Source organism: Chungangia koreensis, from assembly GCF_042651785.1.
GTDB lineage: Bacteria > Bacillota > Bacilli > Bacillales_A > Planococcaceae > Chungangia > Chungangia koreensis.
The window spans coordinates 22,039-38,444 of record NZ_JBHSEC010000020.1 but is presented as its reverse complement, the minus strand read 5'-3'; the positions used below and the strand labels follow the sequence as shown (position 1 = coordinate 38,444).

General features: G+C 40.8%; 20 protein-coding genes. 10 read left to right on the top strand and 10 right to left on the bottom strand.

Annotated elements, in window-relative coordinates:
• The first annotated feature begins 10 nt into the window (after positions 1-10).
• The 5 genes from ACFOZY_RS13150 to ACFOZY_RS13130 all read left to right on the top strand — a co-directional run bounded on the left by ACFOZY_RS13150 (position 11) and on the right by ACFOZY_RS13130 (position 3,071).
• Positions 11-373 carry a HesB/IscA family protein gene (locus ACFOZY_RS13150; RefSeq protein ID WP_465251165.1) on the top strand — a complete coding sequence of 121 codons (363 nt, stop codon included), beginning with the start codon at positions 11-13 and terminating at the stop codon, positions 371-373.
• Between the two features lie 295 nt (positions 374-668).
• Positions 669-1,883 (top strand): NAD(P)/FAD-dependent oxidoreductase, encoded by a 1,215-nt coding sequence (locus ACFOZY_RS13145; RefSeq protein WP_378156253.1) that lies wholly within the window; start codon positions 669-671, stop codon positions 1,881-1,883.
• A gap of 66 nt (positions 1,884-1,949) precedes the next feature.
• On the top strand, positions 1,950-2,447 hold the full coding sequence (locus ACFOZY_RS13140; RefSeq protein WP_378156251.1) for an NUDIX domain-containing protein: 498 nt from the start codon (positions 1,950-1,952) through the stop codon (positions 2,445-2,447).
• Between the two features lie 70 nt (positions 2,448-2,517).
• Positions 2,518-2,646 (top strand): YuiA family protein, encoded by a 129-nt coding sequence (locus ACFOZY_RS13135; protein WP_378156249.1) that lies wholly within the window; start codon positions 2,518-2,520, stop codon positions 2,644-2,646.
• A gap of 95 nt (positions 2,647-2,741) precedes the next feature.
• Positions 2,742-3,071 (top strand): YuiB family protein, encoded by a 330-nt coding sequence (locus ACFOZY_RS13130; RefSeq protein WP_378156247.1) that lies wholly within the window; start codon positions 2,742-2,744, stop codon positions 3,069-3,071.
• A gap of 43 nt (positions 3,072-3,114) precedes the next feature.
• Here the strand turns inward: ACFOZY_RS13130 and ACFOZY_RS13125 are convergent, their stop codons facing one another.
• Entirely contained in the window at positions 3,115-3,591 is a 477-nt protein-coding gene (locus ACFOZY_RS13125) for a divergent PAP2 family protein (protein WP_378156245.1), read from the bottom strand.
• A 150-nt stretch (positions 3,592-3,741) separates the two neighbouring features.
• On the opposite strand from ACFOZY_RS13125, the gene ACFOZY_RS13120 reads away from it, so the two are divergent.
• Both ACFOZY_RS13120 and ACFOZY_RS13115 read left to right on the top strand, forming a co-directional pair.
• Complete coding sequence (locus ACFOZY_RS13120; RefSeq protein ID WP_378156243.1) at positions 3,742-5,247, top strand: leucyl aminopeptidase; 1,506 nt, start codon at positions 3,742-3,744, stop codon at positions 5,245-5,247.
• Positions 5,248-5,309: 62 nt separating this feature from the next.
• On the top strand, positions 5,310-5,522 hold the full coding sequence (locus ACFOZY_RS13115; protein WP_378156241.1) for a hypothetical protein: 213 nt from the start codon (positions 5,310-5,312) through the stop codon (positions 5,520-5,522).
• Positions 5,523-5,565: 43 nt separating this feature from the next.
• On the opposite strand, the gene mnhG is transcribed toward ACFOZY_RS13115, so the two are convergent.
• The 7 genes from mnhG to ACFOZY_RS13080 are packed head-to-tail and all read right to left on the bottom strand — an operon-like array spanning position 5,566 to position 11,302.
• Positions 5,566-5,919, bottom strand: coding sequence for a monovalent cation/H(+) antiporter subunit G (gene mnhG / locus ACFOZY_RS13110; RefSeq protein WP_378156239.1), 354 nt, complete (start codon positions 5,917-5,919; stop codon positions 5,566-5,568).
• A complete protein-coding gene (locus ACFOZY_RS13105) occupies positions 5,909-6,190 on the bottom strand; it encodes a Na(+)/H(+) antiporter subunit F1 (RefSeq protein ID WP_378156237.1) in 282 nt (93 codons plus the stop codon). Before ACFOZY_RS13105 ends, mnhG begins: the two co-directional genes overlap by 11 nt.
• Positions 6,187-6,666 (bottom strand): Na+/H+ antiporter subunit E, encoded by a 480-nt coding sequence (locus tag ACFOZY_RS13100; RefSeq protein WP_378156235.1) that lies wholly within the window; start codon positions 6,664-6,666, stop codon positions 6,187-6,189. Before ACFOZY_RS13100 ends, ACFOZY_RS13105 begins: the two co-directional genes overlap by 4 nt.
• A gap of 6 nt (positions 6,667-6,672) precedes the next feature.
• Positions 6,673-8,163: a Na+/H+ antiporter subunit D gene (locus ACFOZY_RS13095; RefSeq protein WP_378156233.1), complete on the bottom strand. Its 1,491-nt coding sequence runs from the start codon at positions 8,161-8,163 to the stop codon at positions 6,673-6,675.
• Positions 8,147-8,488, bottom strand: coding sequence for a Na(+)/H(+) antiporter subunit C (locus tag ACFOZY_RS13090; protein WP_378156231.1), 342 nt, complete (start codon positions 8,486-8,488; stop codon positions 8,147-8,149). The genes ACFOZY_RS13095 and ACFOZY_RS13090 overlap by 17 nt, the downstream gene beginning before the upstream one ends.
• Entirely contained in the window at positions 8,488-8,910 is a 423-nt protein-coding gene (locus tag ACFOZY_RS13085) for a Na(+)/H(+) antiporter subunit B (protein ID WP_378156229.1), read from the bottom strand. Before ACFOZY_RS13085 ends, ACFOZY_RS13090 begins: the two co-directional genes overlap by 1 nt.
• Positions 8,897-11,302 carry a Na+/H+ antiporter subunit A gene (locus tag ACFOZY_RS13080; protein WP_378156228.1) on the bottom strand — a complete coding sequence of 802 codons (2,406 nt, stop codon included), beginning with the start codon at positions 11,300-11,302 and terminating at the stop codon, positions 8,897-8,899. Before ACFOZY_RS13080 ends, ACFOZY_RS13085 begins: the two co-directional genes overlap by 14 nt.
• 173 nt (positions 11,303-11,475) lie before the next feature.
• Here ACFOZY_RS13080 and ACFOZY_RS13075 point away from each other — a divergent pair, with 173 nt between their 5' ends.
• Positions 11,476-12,054, top strand: a complete 579-nt coding sequence (locus ACFOZY_RS13075; protein WP_378156226.1) for a YufK family protein — start codon at positions 11,476-11,478, stop codon at positions 12,052-12,054.
• Between the two features lie 18 nt (positions 12,055-12,072).
• On the opposite strand, the gene ACFOZY_RS13070 is transcribed toward ACFOZY_RS13075, so the two are convergent.
• Positions 12,073-13,926, bottom strand: coding sequence for a transglycosylase domain-containing protein (locus ACFOZY_RS13070; protein ID WP_378156222.1), 1,854 nt, complete (start codon positions 13,924-13,926; stop codon positions 12,073-12,075).
• A gap of 103 nt (positions 13,927-14,029) precedes the next feature.
• Positions 14,030-15,307, bottom strand: a complete 1,278-nt coding sequence (locus tag ACFOZY_RS13065; protein ID WP_378156220.1) for an MFS transporter — start codon at positions 15,305-15,307, stop codon at positions 14,030-14,032.
• 258 nt (positions 15,308-15,565) lie between these two features.
• On the opposite strand from ACFOZY_RS13065, the gene ACFOZY_RS13060 reads away from it, so the two are divergent.
• Positions 15,566-16,156 carry a peptidylprolyl isomerase gene (locus ACFOZY_RS13060; protein ID WP_378156796.1) on the top strand — a complete coding sequence of 197 codons (591 nt, stop codon included), beginning with the start codon at positions 15,566-15,568 and terminating at the stop codon, positions 16,154-16,156.
• A gap of 19 nt (positions 16,157-16,175) precedes the next feature.
• The gene (locus ACFOZY_RS13055; protein WP_378156218.1) at positions 16,176-16,394 is read left to right on the top strand and encodes a hypothetical protein; all 219 of its coding nucleotides are present in this window, start codon (positions 16,176-16,178) and stop codon (positions 16,392-16,394) included.
• Positions 16,395-16,406 lie beyond the last annotated feature (12 nt).

Below are 16,406 nucleotides of genomic sequence, written 5' to 3'. Positions count from 1 at the left end.
AGGTGACACGATGGTACAGATTGTTGAATTGACTGAAGCTGCTGCTTTCCATGTTAAAGAAATGATGCAACACAATGAGGAAGAAGGTTCGTTCCTACGTGTTGCAGTTCGTGGAGGAGGCTGTAGCGGCCTTTCATACGGCATGGGCTTTGAAAAGGAACGACAAGAGGATGATTTTCTTCTTGACCAACATGGCTTACAAATTGTTGTTTCGAAGGATGATGCAGGAATCCTGAACGGAACGACAGTAGATTATAAACAATCGCTAATGGGTGGAGGATTTACAATCAATAACCCTAATGCCATTGCTTCGTGCGGCTGCGGTACTTCATTCAGAACAGCAAAAGCAGCTGGAACACCAGAAAATTGTTAAGACCGGGCAGCCGGTCTTTTATTTTTTTATCAGGAAGATATTTTGTGAATAGTCCGTCATGAATTAAGGATATTTAACACCTTTTGAAAGCGTTTAACATGTTATTTCCTTGTATCTCTTTATACCTTTAAAACTATTTATTGTTGAGTTGAAAAGAGAACTCAAAAGGTCTAATATAGAGGATAGGGAAATTTGTCATGTAAGTGACGAAACGACTAAGGTAGCTATACATTCATAATCTATTTATTTCTCCCTTAGTTGAATTATAAATATTAAAAAGGTGGTTTCGATCTCTGTGAAAAAACCAACAATCTTGGTATTGGGGGCAGGTTACGGCGGTTTGATGACAGTTGTAAACTTGCAAAAGAAATTAGGTGTCGATGACGCAGAAGTAATCCTTGTCAACAAAAACGACTACCACTATGAATCGACATGGCTTCACGAAGCATCTGCAGGTACACTACGTCCGGATCAAGTCCGCTATGACATCAAAGATGTGATTAAAAGTGATCGTGTAAAATTCGTAAAAGCTACTGTTGAAAATATTGATGTAAACAGTAAGAAGGTTGCCACTACTGCCGGTGATCTAACATATGATTATCTTGTAATCGCACTTGGATTCGAAGGTGAAACTTTCGGTATTGAAGGACTCGACAAATATGCATTTAGTATTGCGAATGTAAATGCTGCCCGTCAAATCCGTGATCACATCCACTACCAATTCTCTACTTGGTCCTTAGAAGAGGAAAGAGACGATAGCCGCTTGACGATTGTAGTCGGTGGAGCAGGGTTCACTGGTATTGAATTCTTAGGAGAATTGGCAAATCGTATTCCTGAACTTTGTGCTGAATACGATGTACCACGGGAAAAAGTACGTGTTATTTGCGTTGAGGCATCTCCAATGGTACTTCCAGGCTTCGATCCGGAACTTGTAGACTATGCGAAAGCACAGCTTCAATCCAAAGGAGTAGAATTCTCAATTGGTACGCCAGTTGTCCAAGCAACTCCTGAAGGCGTTAAGATTAAAACTGGTGAAGAAGAGTTTGATTTCATTAAAGCTGGTACAGTCGTATGGGCTGCAGGTGTACGAGGAAACAGCCTAATTGAAACATCTGGAATTGAAAGCAACCGTGCTCGGGTTAGAGTGGAAAAAGATTTACGTGCTCCTAACTTTAACGATGTATTCATCGTAGGCGACTGTTCATTCATGATCAATGAAGAAGCTAACCGTCCATATCCACCAACTGCTCAAATCGCGATGCAACAAGGTGAAGTGGCAGCTGAAAACATCATTGCTTTAATGAATGGAAGAGAAACAAAAACATTTGTTCCTGACATTAAAGGGACTGTATGCTCACTCGGTGATGAAGATGCTGTAGGAGTAGTATATGGTAAAAAATTGACAGGCAAGAAAGCTTCCTTCATGAAGAAGGTAATTGATAACCGTGCCTTACTTATGGTCGGCGGTCCATCATTAGTGCTTAAAAAAGGAAAGTTTAATCTTTTGTAATTCTTTTAAAGGAAGCTCCCCATGGATACCCATGGGGAGTTTTTTTACCAAGTAGGGGGTAGAAACATGGGGAAGAAAGAGCGGGGAAAAGTTTGGCTCGCCGCTGGAGGACTTGTCATCAATGAAAAAGGTGAGTGGCTTGTTGTTAAGAAACGGTATGGTGGATTAATCGGAAAATGGTCCTTACCTGCAGGATTTGTTTCCCAAGGAGAAACCATTGATGAGGCTGCAATACGAGAAGTGAAAGAAGAAACAGGCATCGACTGTAGAATTAGGGAACTTGTCGGCTTTCGGACTGGCGTCATCCGAGGAGATATTAGTGATAATATGGCAATTTTCACGATGGAGCCTATTGATTCCAAACAGGAAGTCGTCCCCGAACAAGGCGAACTCTATGAGGCTGCATGGATGAGCCCCATGAATTTAAAGGATCATCCTTTAGCTTCGCTAATGCTTAAAGAGTTTACAGCGGAATCGTTAAAAAACGGTATACCTTATTTAGATGGACTGAACCCAGGTAATGTTTTTGAATATACCTCCTATCGTCTTTTCATAAATAAATAATTCCAAAGATAATAAATTGCATTATTCAATCATATATGGTATATTATCTGAAAATTAAAACAGGAGGAAGATGACGATGCCATCACGGGGGAACTATAAGTTGGATTGTCCGTATTGTAAAGGGAAAGGGTATGTACAACTACGTCTTGGCGGTTCTGAAACATGCTTATCGTGTAAAGGGGCGGGGAAGAAAGCGTAAGTGCAAATATGACAAACCGTTGAACTCGTGAGACGTTGTTGAAAAAGGTCCTGCTGTTCATGTACACTGAAGACAGTGAAAATGGAGGGCAACTTATGAACGGATCTTTTTCGATAATTCAACTCATTCTATCCATGCTCATATTCTTGGTCATGTTTTTCGGAATCAGTTTTCTTTTGAATATGTTATTACGTATGACGTGGCTAATGGCATTTGTTTATCCGCTCATTGTCATTTTTATTGTCGATGAGGTTAGTTTTTTCGATTACTTTACGAACCCGGCTGAGTCATTTGGTCTTTTGGGAGAGAAGTTATCTTCACTGCAAATCGTAGATGTGCTGATTTTGGCAAGTGGTTTTGCCGGAACGATTATTGCGGGCATCGTCATTAAGCTTTTAAGGAAAAATGGATATCGAATGTTTTAAAGGGACTATTCCAGAGCTTTTAGCTCTTGGAACAGTCCCTTTTCTATTTTAGAAACGCATAGATTACAATTGATAAGAAAATTCCGGTCAACGCACCGGCAAACACTTCACTCGGCTTATGTCCAAGCAAGGTTTTTAGTTCTTTGATCTTTTCATTACTATTTTTTTGACTCCATCCTTTTGCTTCATTGACAAAGGTCTGGAAATCGAGACGCATCTGATTGATAATCAGAGCTTGTTGACCTGCCTGAAACCGTACACCGGTTGCGTCGAACATGACGATGACAGAAAACATGGTCGCAACAGCAAAAGTTGGTGAATCAAAACCTGTTTCAAATCCTACCGCGGTTGCAAGAGCTGTAACGGCAGCTGAATGGGAACTTGGCATTCCGCCAGTTGAGGTAAACAGTTTCCACTCAACTTTACCTTTCAACAAATAATGAATCGGTATTTTTGCAAATTGCGCTAAGAGAATCGCGAGTAAGGAAGCTATAATTGGTGTGTTTTCTAAAATGCCCAAGGGATCAACAACCTTTCAAAACAGGTAACTTAGTGATAGTATACCACAAGGTCAAAACTCAGAAACAGACAAGCGACAAACGAAATTTATTCGTTGTCCGAAACAAATTCGGTTATAATTAAATCAGTGAAATGAGAATGGAGGATTTATATGAAATTAGATGTAGTAGGAATGGATTTTTCTCAAGTGAATTCAGATGTTTTGATTGTAGGTGTTTCAAAACATCCTGAAAATACGACTGGATGGGATCACTTTTCTAAACTTTTTGGTGAACATATAAACAACTGGGTCTCTAATGGAGATATTTCATGTGACCTTAAAAAAGTTACGAAGATTCCTTCTCTCGACAGTTCTTTTAAACGGGTTCTATTCGTCGGGTTAGGTAATCGAAAGGAACTGCAAATAGACGATTTGCGCCAAGTGTTTGCTGCTGCAGGTAAAGAGTTAGTGAACATGAAAGTCGAAAGTGCATCTGTTTGGCTCGGATCATTCACAAATGATGAAATCACTGAAGAGGATGTAGCATATGTGAGTGCTGAAGGAATAGTATTGGGATCTTATGTATTTAGGGACTATAAAACGACATCGAATGAAAAGGATTTTGACTTAAAATCTCTTCAATACTTATCAGCTGAACCTTCTGAAGAGCTAAAAGCCGCATTCGAAGTTGGCCAGGTATACGGCAAATCTGTAAACGAAGCAAGAACACTTGTAAATACACCAGGGAATGTATTGACTGCTACTGCAATGGCTGAATATGCTCAACAATTAGCTGAACAATACGGCTTTGAAATTGAAGTATTAGGAAAACCGGAAATGGAAGAGCTCGGTATGGGCGCCATTCTTGCTGTAAATCAAGGATCTGTTGAGGAGCCAAGACTGATTGTATTGAAATATCAGGCACAGGAAGAGTGGAAAGATGTAGTGGGCTTAGTCGGTAAAGGGATTACATTCGATACTGGCGGATATTCGTTGAAAACTAAAACGGGTATTGTCGGTATGAAGGGTGACATGGGCGGCGCCGCAGCTGTTTTAGGAGCGATGAGGATTGTCGGTGAATTACGCCCTTCGAAAAACGTAATGGCTGTTATTGCTTCCACAGACAATATGATTTCTGGCAATGCGTTTAAACCTGATGATGTCATTACATCTTTAAGTGGTAAAACCATTGAGGTACTCAATACGGATGCAGAGGGACGCCTTGTTTTGGCTGATGCTGTTACGTATGCTAAACAGTTAGGTGCAGAATATTTAGTAGACGTTGCCACATTGACTGGCGGAGTTATTACTGCATTAGGATATGATAAAACAGGAGCGTTGACAAACAACGAGTCATTCTTTGAAACTTTCATGGAAGCATCTGTTGAAACAGGCGAATTCGTATGGAGATTGCCATTGACGGAGCGCGATAAGAAACGGATTCGAAAAAGTGATGTGGCGGATTTAAACAATTCTCCAGGGGGAGATGGCCATATGATTTTCGGCGGTGGATTCGTAGGGGAATTTGCTGAAAATACTCCGTGGATCCATCTGGATATTGCAGGAACATCAGGAGCGTCCGCTTCTCATGACTTAGGACCAAAAGGCGGGACTGGAGTTATGGTACGGACACTGGCCACTTTAATTGAACGAATGACAGAAGAGGATGACGAATAGGCAAACGACCTATCTCTACTTTTCCCTCAAAGCATAACATAAGGGGGAAAGGAGGAGACGTTTTGCCACGATTCGGATTCGGATTTGGTCGTCCATTTGGATTTGGTGGGTTTGGTTTTGGGGGTCCATTCTTAGGAGGGTTAGCCGGTGGCCTGCTTGGAGGGGCTTTAGTAGGTGGATTTGGTCGTCCATTCTACCCATATTACCCTCCGTTTGGTTACGGATATGGTTTTGGAGGATATCCTTTTTACGGCGGTTACCCATACTTCTGGTAAAAAAATACGCTTTTGCACATGGTGCAAAAGCGTTTTCTTATGCTTATTTTGATGCTTTTCTTCGAAGTAACTCATCTTTGTAATCATCTGGTTTTGTACCCTCAATCGGTTTTATTCCATGGATATATGCTGCTCGTCCCATCAAATGACCGCCAATAGGTGAAGTAGCGAACAAAAAGACGATCGCAATAATCAGATGGGGATTCACATGGTCTTTAATGAGCCAAAAGTAGAGGAATACCCCGAAAAGGATAGACATGACCCCTAATGTGGAACTCTTCGAAGCAGCATGTGCCCGCGTGTACACATCAGGTAACCGAATAAGCCCAATGGCACCGACGATTGTAAAAACCAGGCCTACAATGATGAAAAAGCCAATGAGAATATTAAAGATCATCGTCAACTTCAATGATCGCTCCTTTCTCTATGAATTTAGAGAAGGCGACTGTACCAATAAACGCGATAATCGCGATCAGCAAGATGATTTCAGAAAAGAAAACGGTGTCGACCAAAATGGATACTAAAGCGGCGGTGGACACCAAACCGATACCTAAAGCATCAAGGGCAATAATCCGGTCTGCCACAGTCGGGCCTTTAACTAATCTGATGACGACTCCAATCATGGCAGCCGTTAAAATGACCAAACAGATCCAGATAAATGTCATCATGAACGGCTCACCTCCATAATCGCCTTTTCAAACGTATTTTTGATGGAACTGATCGCTTCATCAATTTCATCTGCATGGATCGCATGGATGAATAAGGTCTTCTGATCCTCGGAAACATCTATTACCAACGTTCCTGGTGTCAGTGTAATCAGTACTGACAATAAGGTGATTTCCCAGTCGGATCGAAGTTCAGTCGGATAGGCAAAAATTGCCGGACTTACTGGTAATGTAGGTTCTAACACTAACTTCATTACTGCAATGTTCGAAAGGATCAATTCTTTTAAAAAGAGAATAATTAATTTTACCATCGACCAAATTCTGGCGAAATAGAACCTTTCGCTTAGGAATCTTCGCATCAGGAATAGTAGAATAGCTCCGATTAACCACCCGATGATAAACTTGTGTGCCGTGAAAGTTCCTGTTATAAATGTCCAAACGACTGCAACAAAGAAGTTTAATAGGATTTGAATAGCCATCGTCATCTACTCCTTTAATACCGCATCTGTATAGATGGATGGTTGATGTAATACTTGTCCTGCATCCTGCATGAATGGAACGATGAATTCTGCCCCAACTCCGTAGAGAATCGTAATGCAGGTAAGAATCACAGCGGGGGTGAAAAGTTGTCTATAGGTAGATTTCCCAACTCCTTGAACGGGCTTTTCTTCGCCCCAGAAGGCATAGATGAAAATTCGGATTACCGATAGTAGTACCACTAAGCTTGAAGCTAATATAACTATGGTTCCCAAAAGTTCCCCTTCCGCAAAACCGCCCTGTACGATAAGTAATTTTCCTGCAAACCCACTAAGTGGAGGAATTCCTGCTAATCCGAAGGCAGCTACTAAATACATCCAGCCAAGGGCAGGGTGGGTTTTCATCAGACCACCCATTTTACGTAAGTTGGTGGTGCCGGTAACTGCTGCTATAACACCAATCAGAAGGAAAAGAGCACCTTTAATTAGAATGTCATGGATCAAGTAGAATACTGATCCTGTCATCGCTGTTTCGTTTGAAAGTGATGCGCCAAAGAGAATGACACCAACTGCAATGATAATGTTATAAATAATAATCTGCTTTAGATCGAAGTAAGCGAGAGCACCGATACAGCCAGCTACAATTGTAAGAAGAGCCACAATCATTAAGATTTCATGCGTGTACCCTTTGTCGAAAATGAAGAACAAGTTGTATGTACGCATGATGGCGTAAACGCCTACTTTAGTTAAAAGTGCCCCGAATAATGTCAACACTGGTATTGGTGGTGCTGCATAGGATCCCGGCAACCAGAAGTAGAGAGGGAAAATAGCACCTTTCAGGCCAAAGACAACTAAGAAAAGAATGGCAATGACGGTAATAATCCCAGGTTGGCCAATCTCACCAATTTTCATAGAGATATCGGCCATATTCAACGTTCCAACTACTGAGTACAACATAGCCACTGTAATAACGAAAATGGCAGAAGATATAACATTCACTAATAAATACTTGATGGATTCCCTAAGCTGGACTTTTTCTCCACCAAGGACAATCAATACATAAGAAGACATGAGAAGGACCTCGAAAAAGACGAACATATTAAATATATCGCCTGTTGTAAAGGCACCGTTCACGCCAGTCAACATAAAAAGAATAGCAGGGTAGTAATAGAATCTTTCCCGATCCTCACCAATTGCCCGGAAACTATACAGCACTACAAATAACGTAATAATGGTTGACGATAAAACCAACAACGCCGACAACATATCTGAAACCATTGTTATTCCGAAAGGTGCTGGCCAACTTCCGAGCGTGACAGATTGGATTCCTTCACTTTTCACTACTGAAATCAGATAAGAAACAACCAGGATATTCAGTAATAGCGCGATGGTCGTTAGAACTCTTTGAGCTTTCACTTTCTTTGGCATGAACAACAGCAACATCGCAAAAAAGAAAGGGATGATGATCGGGAATAAAGGCAAGTTAATCATGGTCTTCATTTCCTCTCATCAGATTTACGTCATCCGTATGTAATTCCTGGTATGCTCTATAAGCAATGACAAGGAAAAAGGCAGTTACACCAAAGCTGATGACGATTGCTGTCAGTATTAAAGCTTGTGGTAACGGATCCGCATAGTTCGTCACACCGTCAGCTACGACCGGTGGGGACTCTCCGCCTAGTCCGCCCATTGTCAGGATGAGTAAATGAGCACCGTGGCTCAACAGTCCTGTTCCAACAATGATTCGGAGTAAGCTTTTAGATAGCATAAGGTAAACGGCTGCAAAAAATAATAAGCCGATTAGGACTGACATAAGAATTTCCATTATTCATCCTCCCCTAACGTTTGAATAATGGTCATGGTAACTCCAACTACGACCATGTATACACCCAAGTCAAAAAGTGTAGCACTATGCAATGACGTTTTTCCGAACAAAGGTAGTTCGAAATAATCGAATGCATGGGTGAAAAATGGGACATTAAAGAAAATGGATGCTGCAGCTGTTGCCAATGCAATAACCAACCCTGTTGCAGTCATATAGGTGTAATTGATCGGTAAAATGTTTTTCACTGTTTTTAAATCGAAAGCTAATATCAGAAGGATAATGGCACTCGATGTAATCAGCCCACCAACAAACCCACCACCTGGGGTATAATGGCCCGCGAAGAAAATGTGGATAGCAAACAAAATGATCATGAAGAACAGTACTTTTGTTGCCGTCTGCAATATAACATCATTTGTTTTCAATGCCATCCACCTCCTTCTTTTTGGATAGCCTCAATTTGATCATTCCAATGATTCCAATAGAAGCGATCGATAACACCGCAATTTCAAATAATGTATCAAATCCACGATAGTCAACTAAGATGACGTTGACGATGTTACCGCCACCAGCTTCCGTGTAGACTGTTTCTTCATAATATTTTTTGATAGACGGAATCATCTTCTGAGAATGGGCGGAAAGGGCAACTAAAGTAACTGTTACGCCAACTCCTAAAGCAATAAGGAAATTCCCGAAGCGATAACCTTTAGATTCGACATGTTTACTTTCACTCGGTAAATGATAGAAAGCTAACATGAATAGTGCAACCGAGACTGTTTCGATGACAAGTTGAGTCAACGCCAAGTCCGGTGCCTTGAATAATACATAGAAAAGGGAAACCGTATAACCCGTTGCACCTAAAGCGATGATGGAAATCATACGGTTGGTCGCACCGATGACTGTTAAAGTACTAATGACTAAAATAATCATCAAAATGACATGGTAAACGCTAATTGAAGCTGAATCTGAAAAGTTAATGGCAAATCCATCTTTTACAATTAAAGTTCCAATCGTAATCAGGATGATAAATGTAAACATATACATCAGATAATGACGGATCGAACCAGTCATGTATCGATTAGAAAAACTATTCATGCCTGATTCGCTGGCACGCATCATTCCATCATAGAAACCATTCAACTTAAATCGTTCCGGAGTGTACGCATAAAGCTTCTGCCAACGATTTAAAGTGAAGTACAGAAGGAGACCTAATGCAATAATGCCAAGTGTCATGTAAAACTCAGTATTTGCACCGTGCCATGCAGAAACATGAATGTCCACCATGGATGGTGAATTATACAAGAACGGTTGAATGGCTGCTACAGCCGGTTTAACAAGTAAATCTCCGACAATGTTCGGTATGAAGAAAATTACAATTACAAGTAGCCCCAGTAGAACAGGGGAAACTAACATACCGATTGGTGCTTCATGCGGATGCTTCGGTAATTTCTCTTCCTGAAGCTTCCCTGTAAAGGTCCTGAATACAAAATAGAAACTATAAACGAACGTGAAGACACTTGCAATCCATGCGACAATCGGGAACAAGATACCCCATGTGTCAAATGAAAATAAGTTAAATTCAGTAAAGGAGACCATGGCCGTCAGGAACATTTCCTTACTTAGGAATCCGTTAAACGGAGGAATTCCTGCCATTGAAAATGAACCAATGAGTGCAACCGTAAAGCTGATCGGCATCAAGCTCATTAAACCGCCAAGTTTCCGGATGTCCCTTGTACCTGCCTCATGATCGACGATTCCCGCAATCATGAAGAGACTACCTTTAAACGTTGCATGGTTAATTAAATGGAAGATTGCTGCGAAGGCAGCGTATCTGAACACTGTATCTTCGGCTCCATCCACATGAAATGCGACAGATGCAGCACCCAGTAAGGACATGATCAAACCGAGCTGGCTGACCGTGGAGAAGGCCAAAATCCCTTTGAGATCTGTCTGTTTTAATGCAAAGAAAGATCCCCAGAAGAGAGTCAAAAGTCCGATTCCCGTAACAAGCCAGATCCATGTTTCGGAAACTGCAAAGATAGGTGTGAAGCGGGCTACTAAGTATATTCCCGCCTTGACCATTGTGGCCGAGTGAAGGTAGGCACTGACTGGTGTAGGTGCCTCCATTGCATCGGGTAGCCAAATATAGAACGGAAATTGAGCTGATTTTGTAAATGCACCTAACAGAATCAGAATCAAAGCCCAAATAAAGAGCGGATGCTCAGATAAGGATGTGCCTTGGCTAACCAGTTCCCGTATTGAAAATGTATCGCCCATGATTCCGAGTAATACGAATCCTCCGAGCATCATTAGTCCACCAAATACAGTGATCATCATTGACTTTAATGCACCGAATCTGGACGCGTCCCGATTGAACCAATAGCCGATCAGTAGGAATGAGGAGATCGACGTAAGCTCCCAGAACATATAAAGGGAAACCATGTTGTCCGACTGAACAACCCCTAACATGGCGCTCATGAAGATGAGCAGGTAAATATAGAAATTATGAAGTTGCTCCCGCTTCTTGTCCAAATAGAAAATGGAATATAGCACGACAAGAGCACCTATGATGGTGATGAGCAAGGAGAACAACAAGCTTAATCCATCTATGTATGACACCACTGAAACGCCTAATGAAGGAATCCAAGGTATTTCAGAAGTTAGCGCTCCGCCATCCTTAGTAACCGGGATATAACTGATGTACATAGATGCTAATGTAACAGGTACTAAAAGAACGAACCAGCCGGTATGGATGGATGGAATCTTTTTAAATAGTAGCGGCAAGAAAATTGCTGCCAATAAGGGCCAAAAAATCATTGAAACAAGCAGCAAAGTTATCCCCCTTTCTAAGAAAAATACAGTATACTGTGAATTATAGCACTTAAATGTAAGGCGGTGCATTTGTTTGTCCCCGTCATTTTGTGCCAATTCAGGTTTTCTGAAACGTTATTAAATATGAAAGAACATCAGTTTAAAATGAGGATTTTTTTATGAAAAACCCATATGTTTTTGGCTTTATGCCGCTTGCTACTATCATTTTGTTCAGTTTGACGTTTGGATTATATAGTGTCACAGAAGCGATTTCCTTCTTCAAGGAAATCGGGCTTTACGCTGGAATGCGCGAATTTTTAAGTGATTTTCAATTGAGGGTATTTTTACTGATTATCCTTTCTTTCAGTTTCTTCATGGTGTTTTCGGCACTTAAGCTGATTGCTGAAACAATTCATGAATTTGCTATGCTATTTTTTTCTAAAGACGTCAGCGGAGAAGGGTTTCGTGAAGCCCGCTCCGGGAATGTCATTTACTTTGTAGGTTCTATGTTATCTGTCATTGGTATTCAATCGCTGCAAATCCTCATTGGCATCTTTCTTATAACAACATTTATTTATTTTGTATATGTCGTTTACCGGATGAGTCATTATATGAATCTCCTGAGCATGATTGGAATGGTAGTTTTTGAAATTGTTGTGTGGAGTGTCTTCATCGCGTTCATACTATACGTTCTTTTGAAACTATATAACGGGCTCATGGCAAGTCTGCCAATTTTAGATGAAAATAAAAGCAGTTGAGACCTTATGTCTCAACTGCTATTTTTCAATTAGGATGGAAAACAGATCATGCTGTATCTTATCAGATTGAAGATGTTTCATATTTCGAGGACGATCGTAGCCCATCCACACAGCGGCTGTGTACTGATCATTCATACCTGCAATCCAGTAGTCATGATAGTTATCAGTTGTTCCAGTTTTCGCCCCAATGTAAGAAGAGTTTGTTGAAATGCCCCTGCCTGTACCTGACTCCACTACTTCGGAAAGCAATTCTCTAATCATGTTTACTGTCTTTGGCTTCCAAACAGAATGCTTTTCTTCATTCCACTGATAGAGTACTTGACCTTCAGTATTTTTTACGGAGCGTATCGCTCTAACAGGTTTATAAAGACCGTCTATGAAACTCGTATAGGCATCCGCCATCTCAAGTACAGTCATTCCTGATTCAAAACCGCCCAATGCGGCTGGATAGGTGTGGTCCTTTTCTGTAATATGATTGAAATTGAAAGGTTCCAAATAGGAAAAGGCTTGGTCGATGCCGACTTTCTGGAACATGCGCACTGCAACGGAATTGTAGCTATGCTTGAATGCATCTCGAATGGAAACATTCCCATAGACGGCTCCACCATAATTATTGGGGCAATAGTTACCGATACATATTTGACTTCCATCTACAATTGAATCAGGTACATATGAAACAGACTCGAAAAGGGGGGCATAAACAAGCAATGGTTTAATGGCAGAGCCGGGTTGTCTTACTGCTTGGAATGCTCGGTTAAAATCATATTTTTTATAACCCTTCCCTCCGTAAACTGCAATAATTTCACGGTTTTTGTTATCGATTACTGCTCCACCTGCTTGAAGTTCATTTGTCCGTAGTCGTGAAGACATGTTCAGTTCAATCATTTTTTGTTTTGTTGGATTAAGCGAAGTGTCTATTACGATCCCAGATGCTTGTAAATCCGACAATCTTTTATCAAACTCCGATTGAATACGGTCCCGTACAATGGGATCCGTAGCTTTCGATAACCTCTCTGTAAAACCTTCACTTTCTCCGACTAATTCCTTAAACTCTTGTAATACAAATGTGCTATACGAAGGGTAAAGATTTTTCTTCTCTTTGACATTCAGTGTAATAGGCATTTCTTTAAAGTCCTCGGCTTGTTCTTGCGTAATGACCGTTTCCCGTACTAAAATATCCAACAACCGTTCCTGTCGTTCTTTTGTCCGATCAAAGTTTTTCAACGGATCATAGAGGGAGGGATTGTTTGGAATCGAAGCGATGAACGCAAGCTCAGCACCATTCAGTTCAGACAATGGCTTATTAAAATAGTAGGTAGAAGCTGCACCTACTCCATATACCAAATTCCCAAAATACATTTCATTCATGTACATCTCTAAAATCTCTTCTTTTTCAAATTGTTTCTCCAGTTCTCTTGCATATAAAAGTTCGGTCACTTTCCGTTCGTAGGACTGTTCTGCCGATAGATATTTCATCCTTACCAGCTGCTGCGTAATGGTACTTCCGCCTTGTTCAATCCCATCACTTGATGAATTGACCAGAAACGCGCGGACAATTGCAGAGAAATCATATCCTTCATGCTCATAAAAACGTAAATCTTCACTATATATAAAAAGTTGCTGCAGTAAATAAGGAATCTTTTCTAATGTAAGAGGCTGCCTCCATTCAACGTAATCTTCCGAAAATACTTGTCCAGTACTATCCTTCAATACGACCGGAGCAGGAGGGGAGGGCGCCTCAAAATTTACGGCTGAAGACATGTTACGTTGTAATTCAGAATTTGTTTCTAATTCGGAGATTAGCAATTTGTACATGAAAAACAATACGGGAATAGCGATTATTGTTGCAATAAAACCAAAGAGTTGCCTCATTTAAGAACCATCCCACTTTCATATGTATCAATAAAAAGAATAGCACACATTCCAATGGGAAAGTGTGCCATTATTCAAAGGTATTCAATTAATATAAGGGTTGCTATACACGTTCAAACTTCTCGTAATTATCTTCCAGCATATCGTCGAAGTCTTGTATTGGTTGTTTCCTTGTCCAGTTCAAGAAGAGGAATGACAAAAGGAAAATGGATGCAGTAACAAAGAAAACGGATGAAATTCCGATATAGCCGCTGACAATACCTCCAAACATAGGACCAATAATATTACCTAAGAATCGGAAGCTTGTATTATAGCCAAGTACTTCCCCTTGTATATTGACAGGTGCTTCCTGTCGTACAAGTGCCGTAGTAGTCGGAATCATGCCTCCAACCGCGATACCAAAGAATAACCGTAATACGACAAGATGCCAAAGTTCCGTCACAAAGGCCTGAGGGACGATAAATAGGAAAGACAGAAGCAGGAGGAGACTAAGAATTTTTTCATATCCCCATTGATCACCCAGCCTTCCCCAAGTTCTTGCGAACAGGAGATTTCCGACACCTGCCGCACTGAACGTTAATCCTGCCCAGAAGGCAACTTGTTCCGGTCCATGCAGTTCTGCAACATAAAGAGATAGAAGAGGCTGAATACTGAAGTTCCCAATTTGAATTAGAGCAGTGATAATCATGACATTCAACATGAGCCGGTGGTTTAGGATCGTAGTTAAGATCGTCTTACGCTGATACGAATGTTCTCCTTTTTTCGCTTGGCGTTTAATCTCTTTCACACCTAATAAAACGACAATTGCAGCAAGTGTAATTGCGGATGCTGTAATCAGGAAAGTATACTGAAAACCAAAATGGTCCGCTAAAAAACCGCCCATGAGAGGTCCGAACAATGTTCCGGATGTGCTCCCCATCTGGAGTGTTCCTAAAGTTTTACCTGCTATTTCCTTCGGGGTTTGGGAACTGATGAATGCTAAAGATGTAGGGATAAATCCAGTCACAATACCCATAAATAAGCGAACAAGGAATAAGGTTTCAACTGATTGCGCGACACCCATTAAGAAGATCGAAGTGGCAATGCCAAAACCATTTATAATTAGAATCGGTTTAAACCCGAAACGGTCAGCAATCCTGCCCCAAATCGGTGACATGATAAAAGCGAATACGAAGGTAACACCAAAAATAAGACCGGCCCATCTTTGGACATAAGCGTCACTATATTCTCCCATAGTTTCAATGTATAAAGACAGGAACGGCATGATCATAGTCATCGTACCGGATACGAGGAAGTTAGCGATTAATATAATGAAGAAATTGCGTTTCTGATTTGACATCATGACACCTGCTTTCAACACATAGTCAATATTATAGAACATTTCGATTTACGAAGGAAGTGTTGAACTCTTTTCAACTGATTTATTACCCTGATTTGTGCTAAACTATGTGTTGGGTGAAAATGAATGAGACAATTATTATTTTTGTTAGTGTGCTTATTAATGTTAGTTTTATCAGCATGCGGTACGAACGAAAAGAATGATCAAAAGAGTGTAGAAGATGCAAGTAAAGAAGAAGTAAGCAAAGAAGAATCTGTGGAGCAGCAGTCAGGCTCTACAACTACAGAAGGAGAGTCGGTTATGTATCCACAATTATCAAATGAAGTTGCAGAAAACGAAGCTTTAGTAGAAATGAACACGACATTAGGGACGATCAAGATTAAGTTATTCCCTGAATATGCACCTAAAACGGTTGAGAACTTCTTAACACACGCTGAAAATGGCTATTATGATGGAATCATCTTCCACCGTGTTATTGAAGATTTCATGATTCAAGGCGGCGACCCAACAGGAACTGGAATGGGTGGGGAAAGCATTTACGGGGATTCTTTTGAGGATGAGTTCTCTATGAATTTGTTCAACCTTCGTGGTGCACTTTCGATGGCCAATGCAGGCCCGAATACAAACGGAAGCCAATTTTTCATTGTCCAAAACAAAGAACTTTCTCCAGGACTTGCTTCACAATTGGAACAGGCAGGTTTCCCGGCTGAAATTATTAAGGCATATGAAGAAATGGGTGGAACACCTCACCTTGACCACCGTCACACAGTATTTGGACAAGTAATCGATGGCATGGACGTTGTCGATAAAATTGCAGCAGTCGAAACTGGTGCACAAGATAAACCAGTTGAAGACGTTGTGATTGAATCCATTAAAGTCATCAAGAAATAAGAAATAGGAAGTGCTTCGAGTGTTAGATGTACTATTATTAATGCCGTTTCTTTACTTCCCGGAAGATAAATCCCAATACATTCCTTCCGTCCTTTGGCTTTTAGCTATAATCTTGCTCTGTGTTCTGTTTTTCAGATGGTTGAAAAAGTACTCTCAGAAGGAACAGATGAAAACAAAAGAGCTGGAAGAACGTATTTTAAGGGAAAGACAGCAGGAAAATGAGAAAGAGCGACCATAATTGGTCGCTCTT

Bases quoted from the DNA above. Each gene is read 5' to 3' on its own strand.
- ACFOZY_RS13100 (WP_378156235.1), bottom strand. From the start codon at position 6,666: ATGGCTATTCAAATCCTATTAAACTTCTTTGTTGCAGTCGTTTGGACA.
- ACFOZY_RS13065 (WP_378156220.1), bottom strand. From the start codon at position 15,307: ATGTTCTATAATATTGACTATGTGTTGAAAGCAGGTGTCATGATGTCA.
- mnhG (WP_378156239.1), bottom strand. From the start codon at position 5,919: ATGATCTTTAATATTCTCATTGGCTTTTTCATCATTGTAGGCCTGGTT.
- ACFOZY_RS13150 (WP_465251165.1), top strand. From the start codon at position 11: ATGGTACAGATTGTTGAATTGACTGAAGCTGCTGCTTTCCATGTTAAA.
- ACFOZY_RS13090 (WP_378156231.1), bottom strand. From the start codon at position 8,488: ATGGAAATTCTTATGTCAGTCCTAATCGGCTTATTATTTTTTGCAGCC.
- ACFOZY_RS13140 (WP_378156251.1), top strand. From the start codon at position 1,950: ATGGGGAAGAAAGAGCGGGGAAAAGTTTGGCTCGCCGCTGGAGGACTT.
- ACFOZY_RS13060 (WP_378156796.1), top strand. From the start codon at position 15,566: ATGTATCCACAATTATCAAATGAAGTTGCAGAAAACGAAGCTTTAGTA.
- ACFOZY_RS13070 (WP_378156222.1), bottom strand. From the start codon at position 13,926: ATGAGGCAACTCTTTGGTTTTATTGCAACAATAATCGCTATTCCCGTA.
- ACFOZY_RS13105 (WP_378156237.1), bottom strand. From the start codon at position 6,190: ATGATGACATTTATCTGGATCTGTTTGGTCATTTTAACGGCTGCCATG.
- ACFOZY_RS13130 (WP_378156247.1), top strand. From the start codon at position 2,742: ATGAACGGATCTTTTTCGATAATTCAACTCATTCTATCCATGCTCATA.
- ACFOZY_RS13120 (WP_378156243.1), top strand. From the start codon at position 3,742: ATGAAATTAGATGTAGTAGGAATGGATTTTTCTCAAGTGAATTCAGAT.
- ACFOZY_RS13075 (WP_378156226.1), top strand. From the start codon at position 11,476: ATGAAAAACCCATATGTTTTTGGCTTTATGCCGCTTGCTACTATCATT.
- ACFOZY_RS13095 (WP_378156233.1), bottom strand. From the start codon at position 8,163: ATGAAGACCATGATTAACTTGCCTTTATTCCCGATCATCATCCCTTTC.
- ACFOZY_RS13135 (WP_378156249.1), top strand. From the start codon at position 2,518: ATGACGATGCCATCACGGGGGAACTATAAGTTGGATTGTCCGTATTGT.
- ACFOZY_RS13080 (WP_378156228.1), bottom strand. From the start codon at position 11,302: ATGATTTTTTGGCCCTTATTGGCAGCAATTTTCTTGCCGCTACTATTT.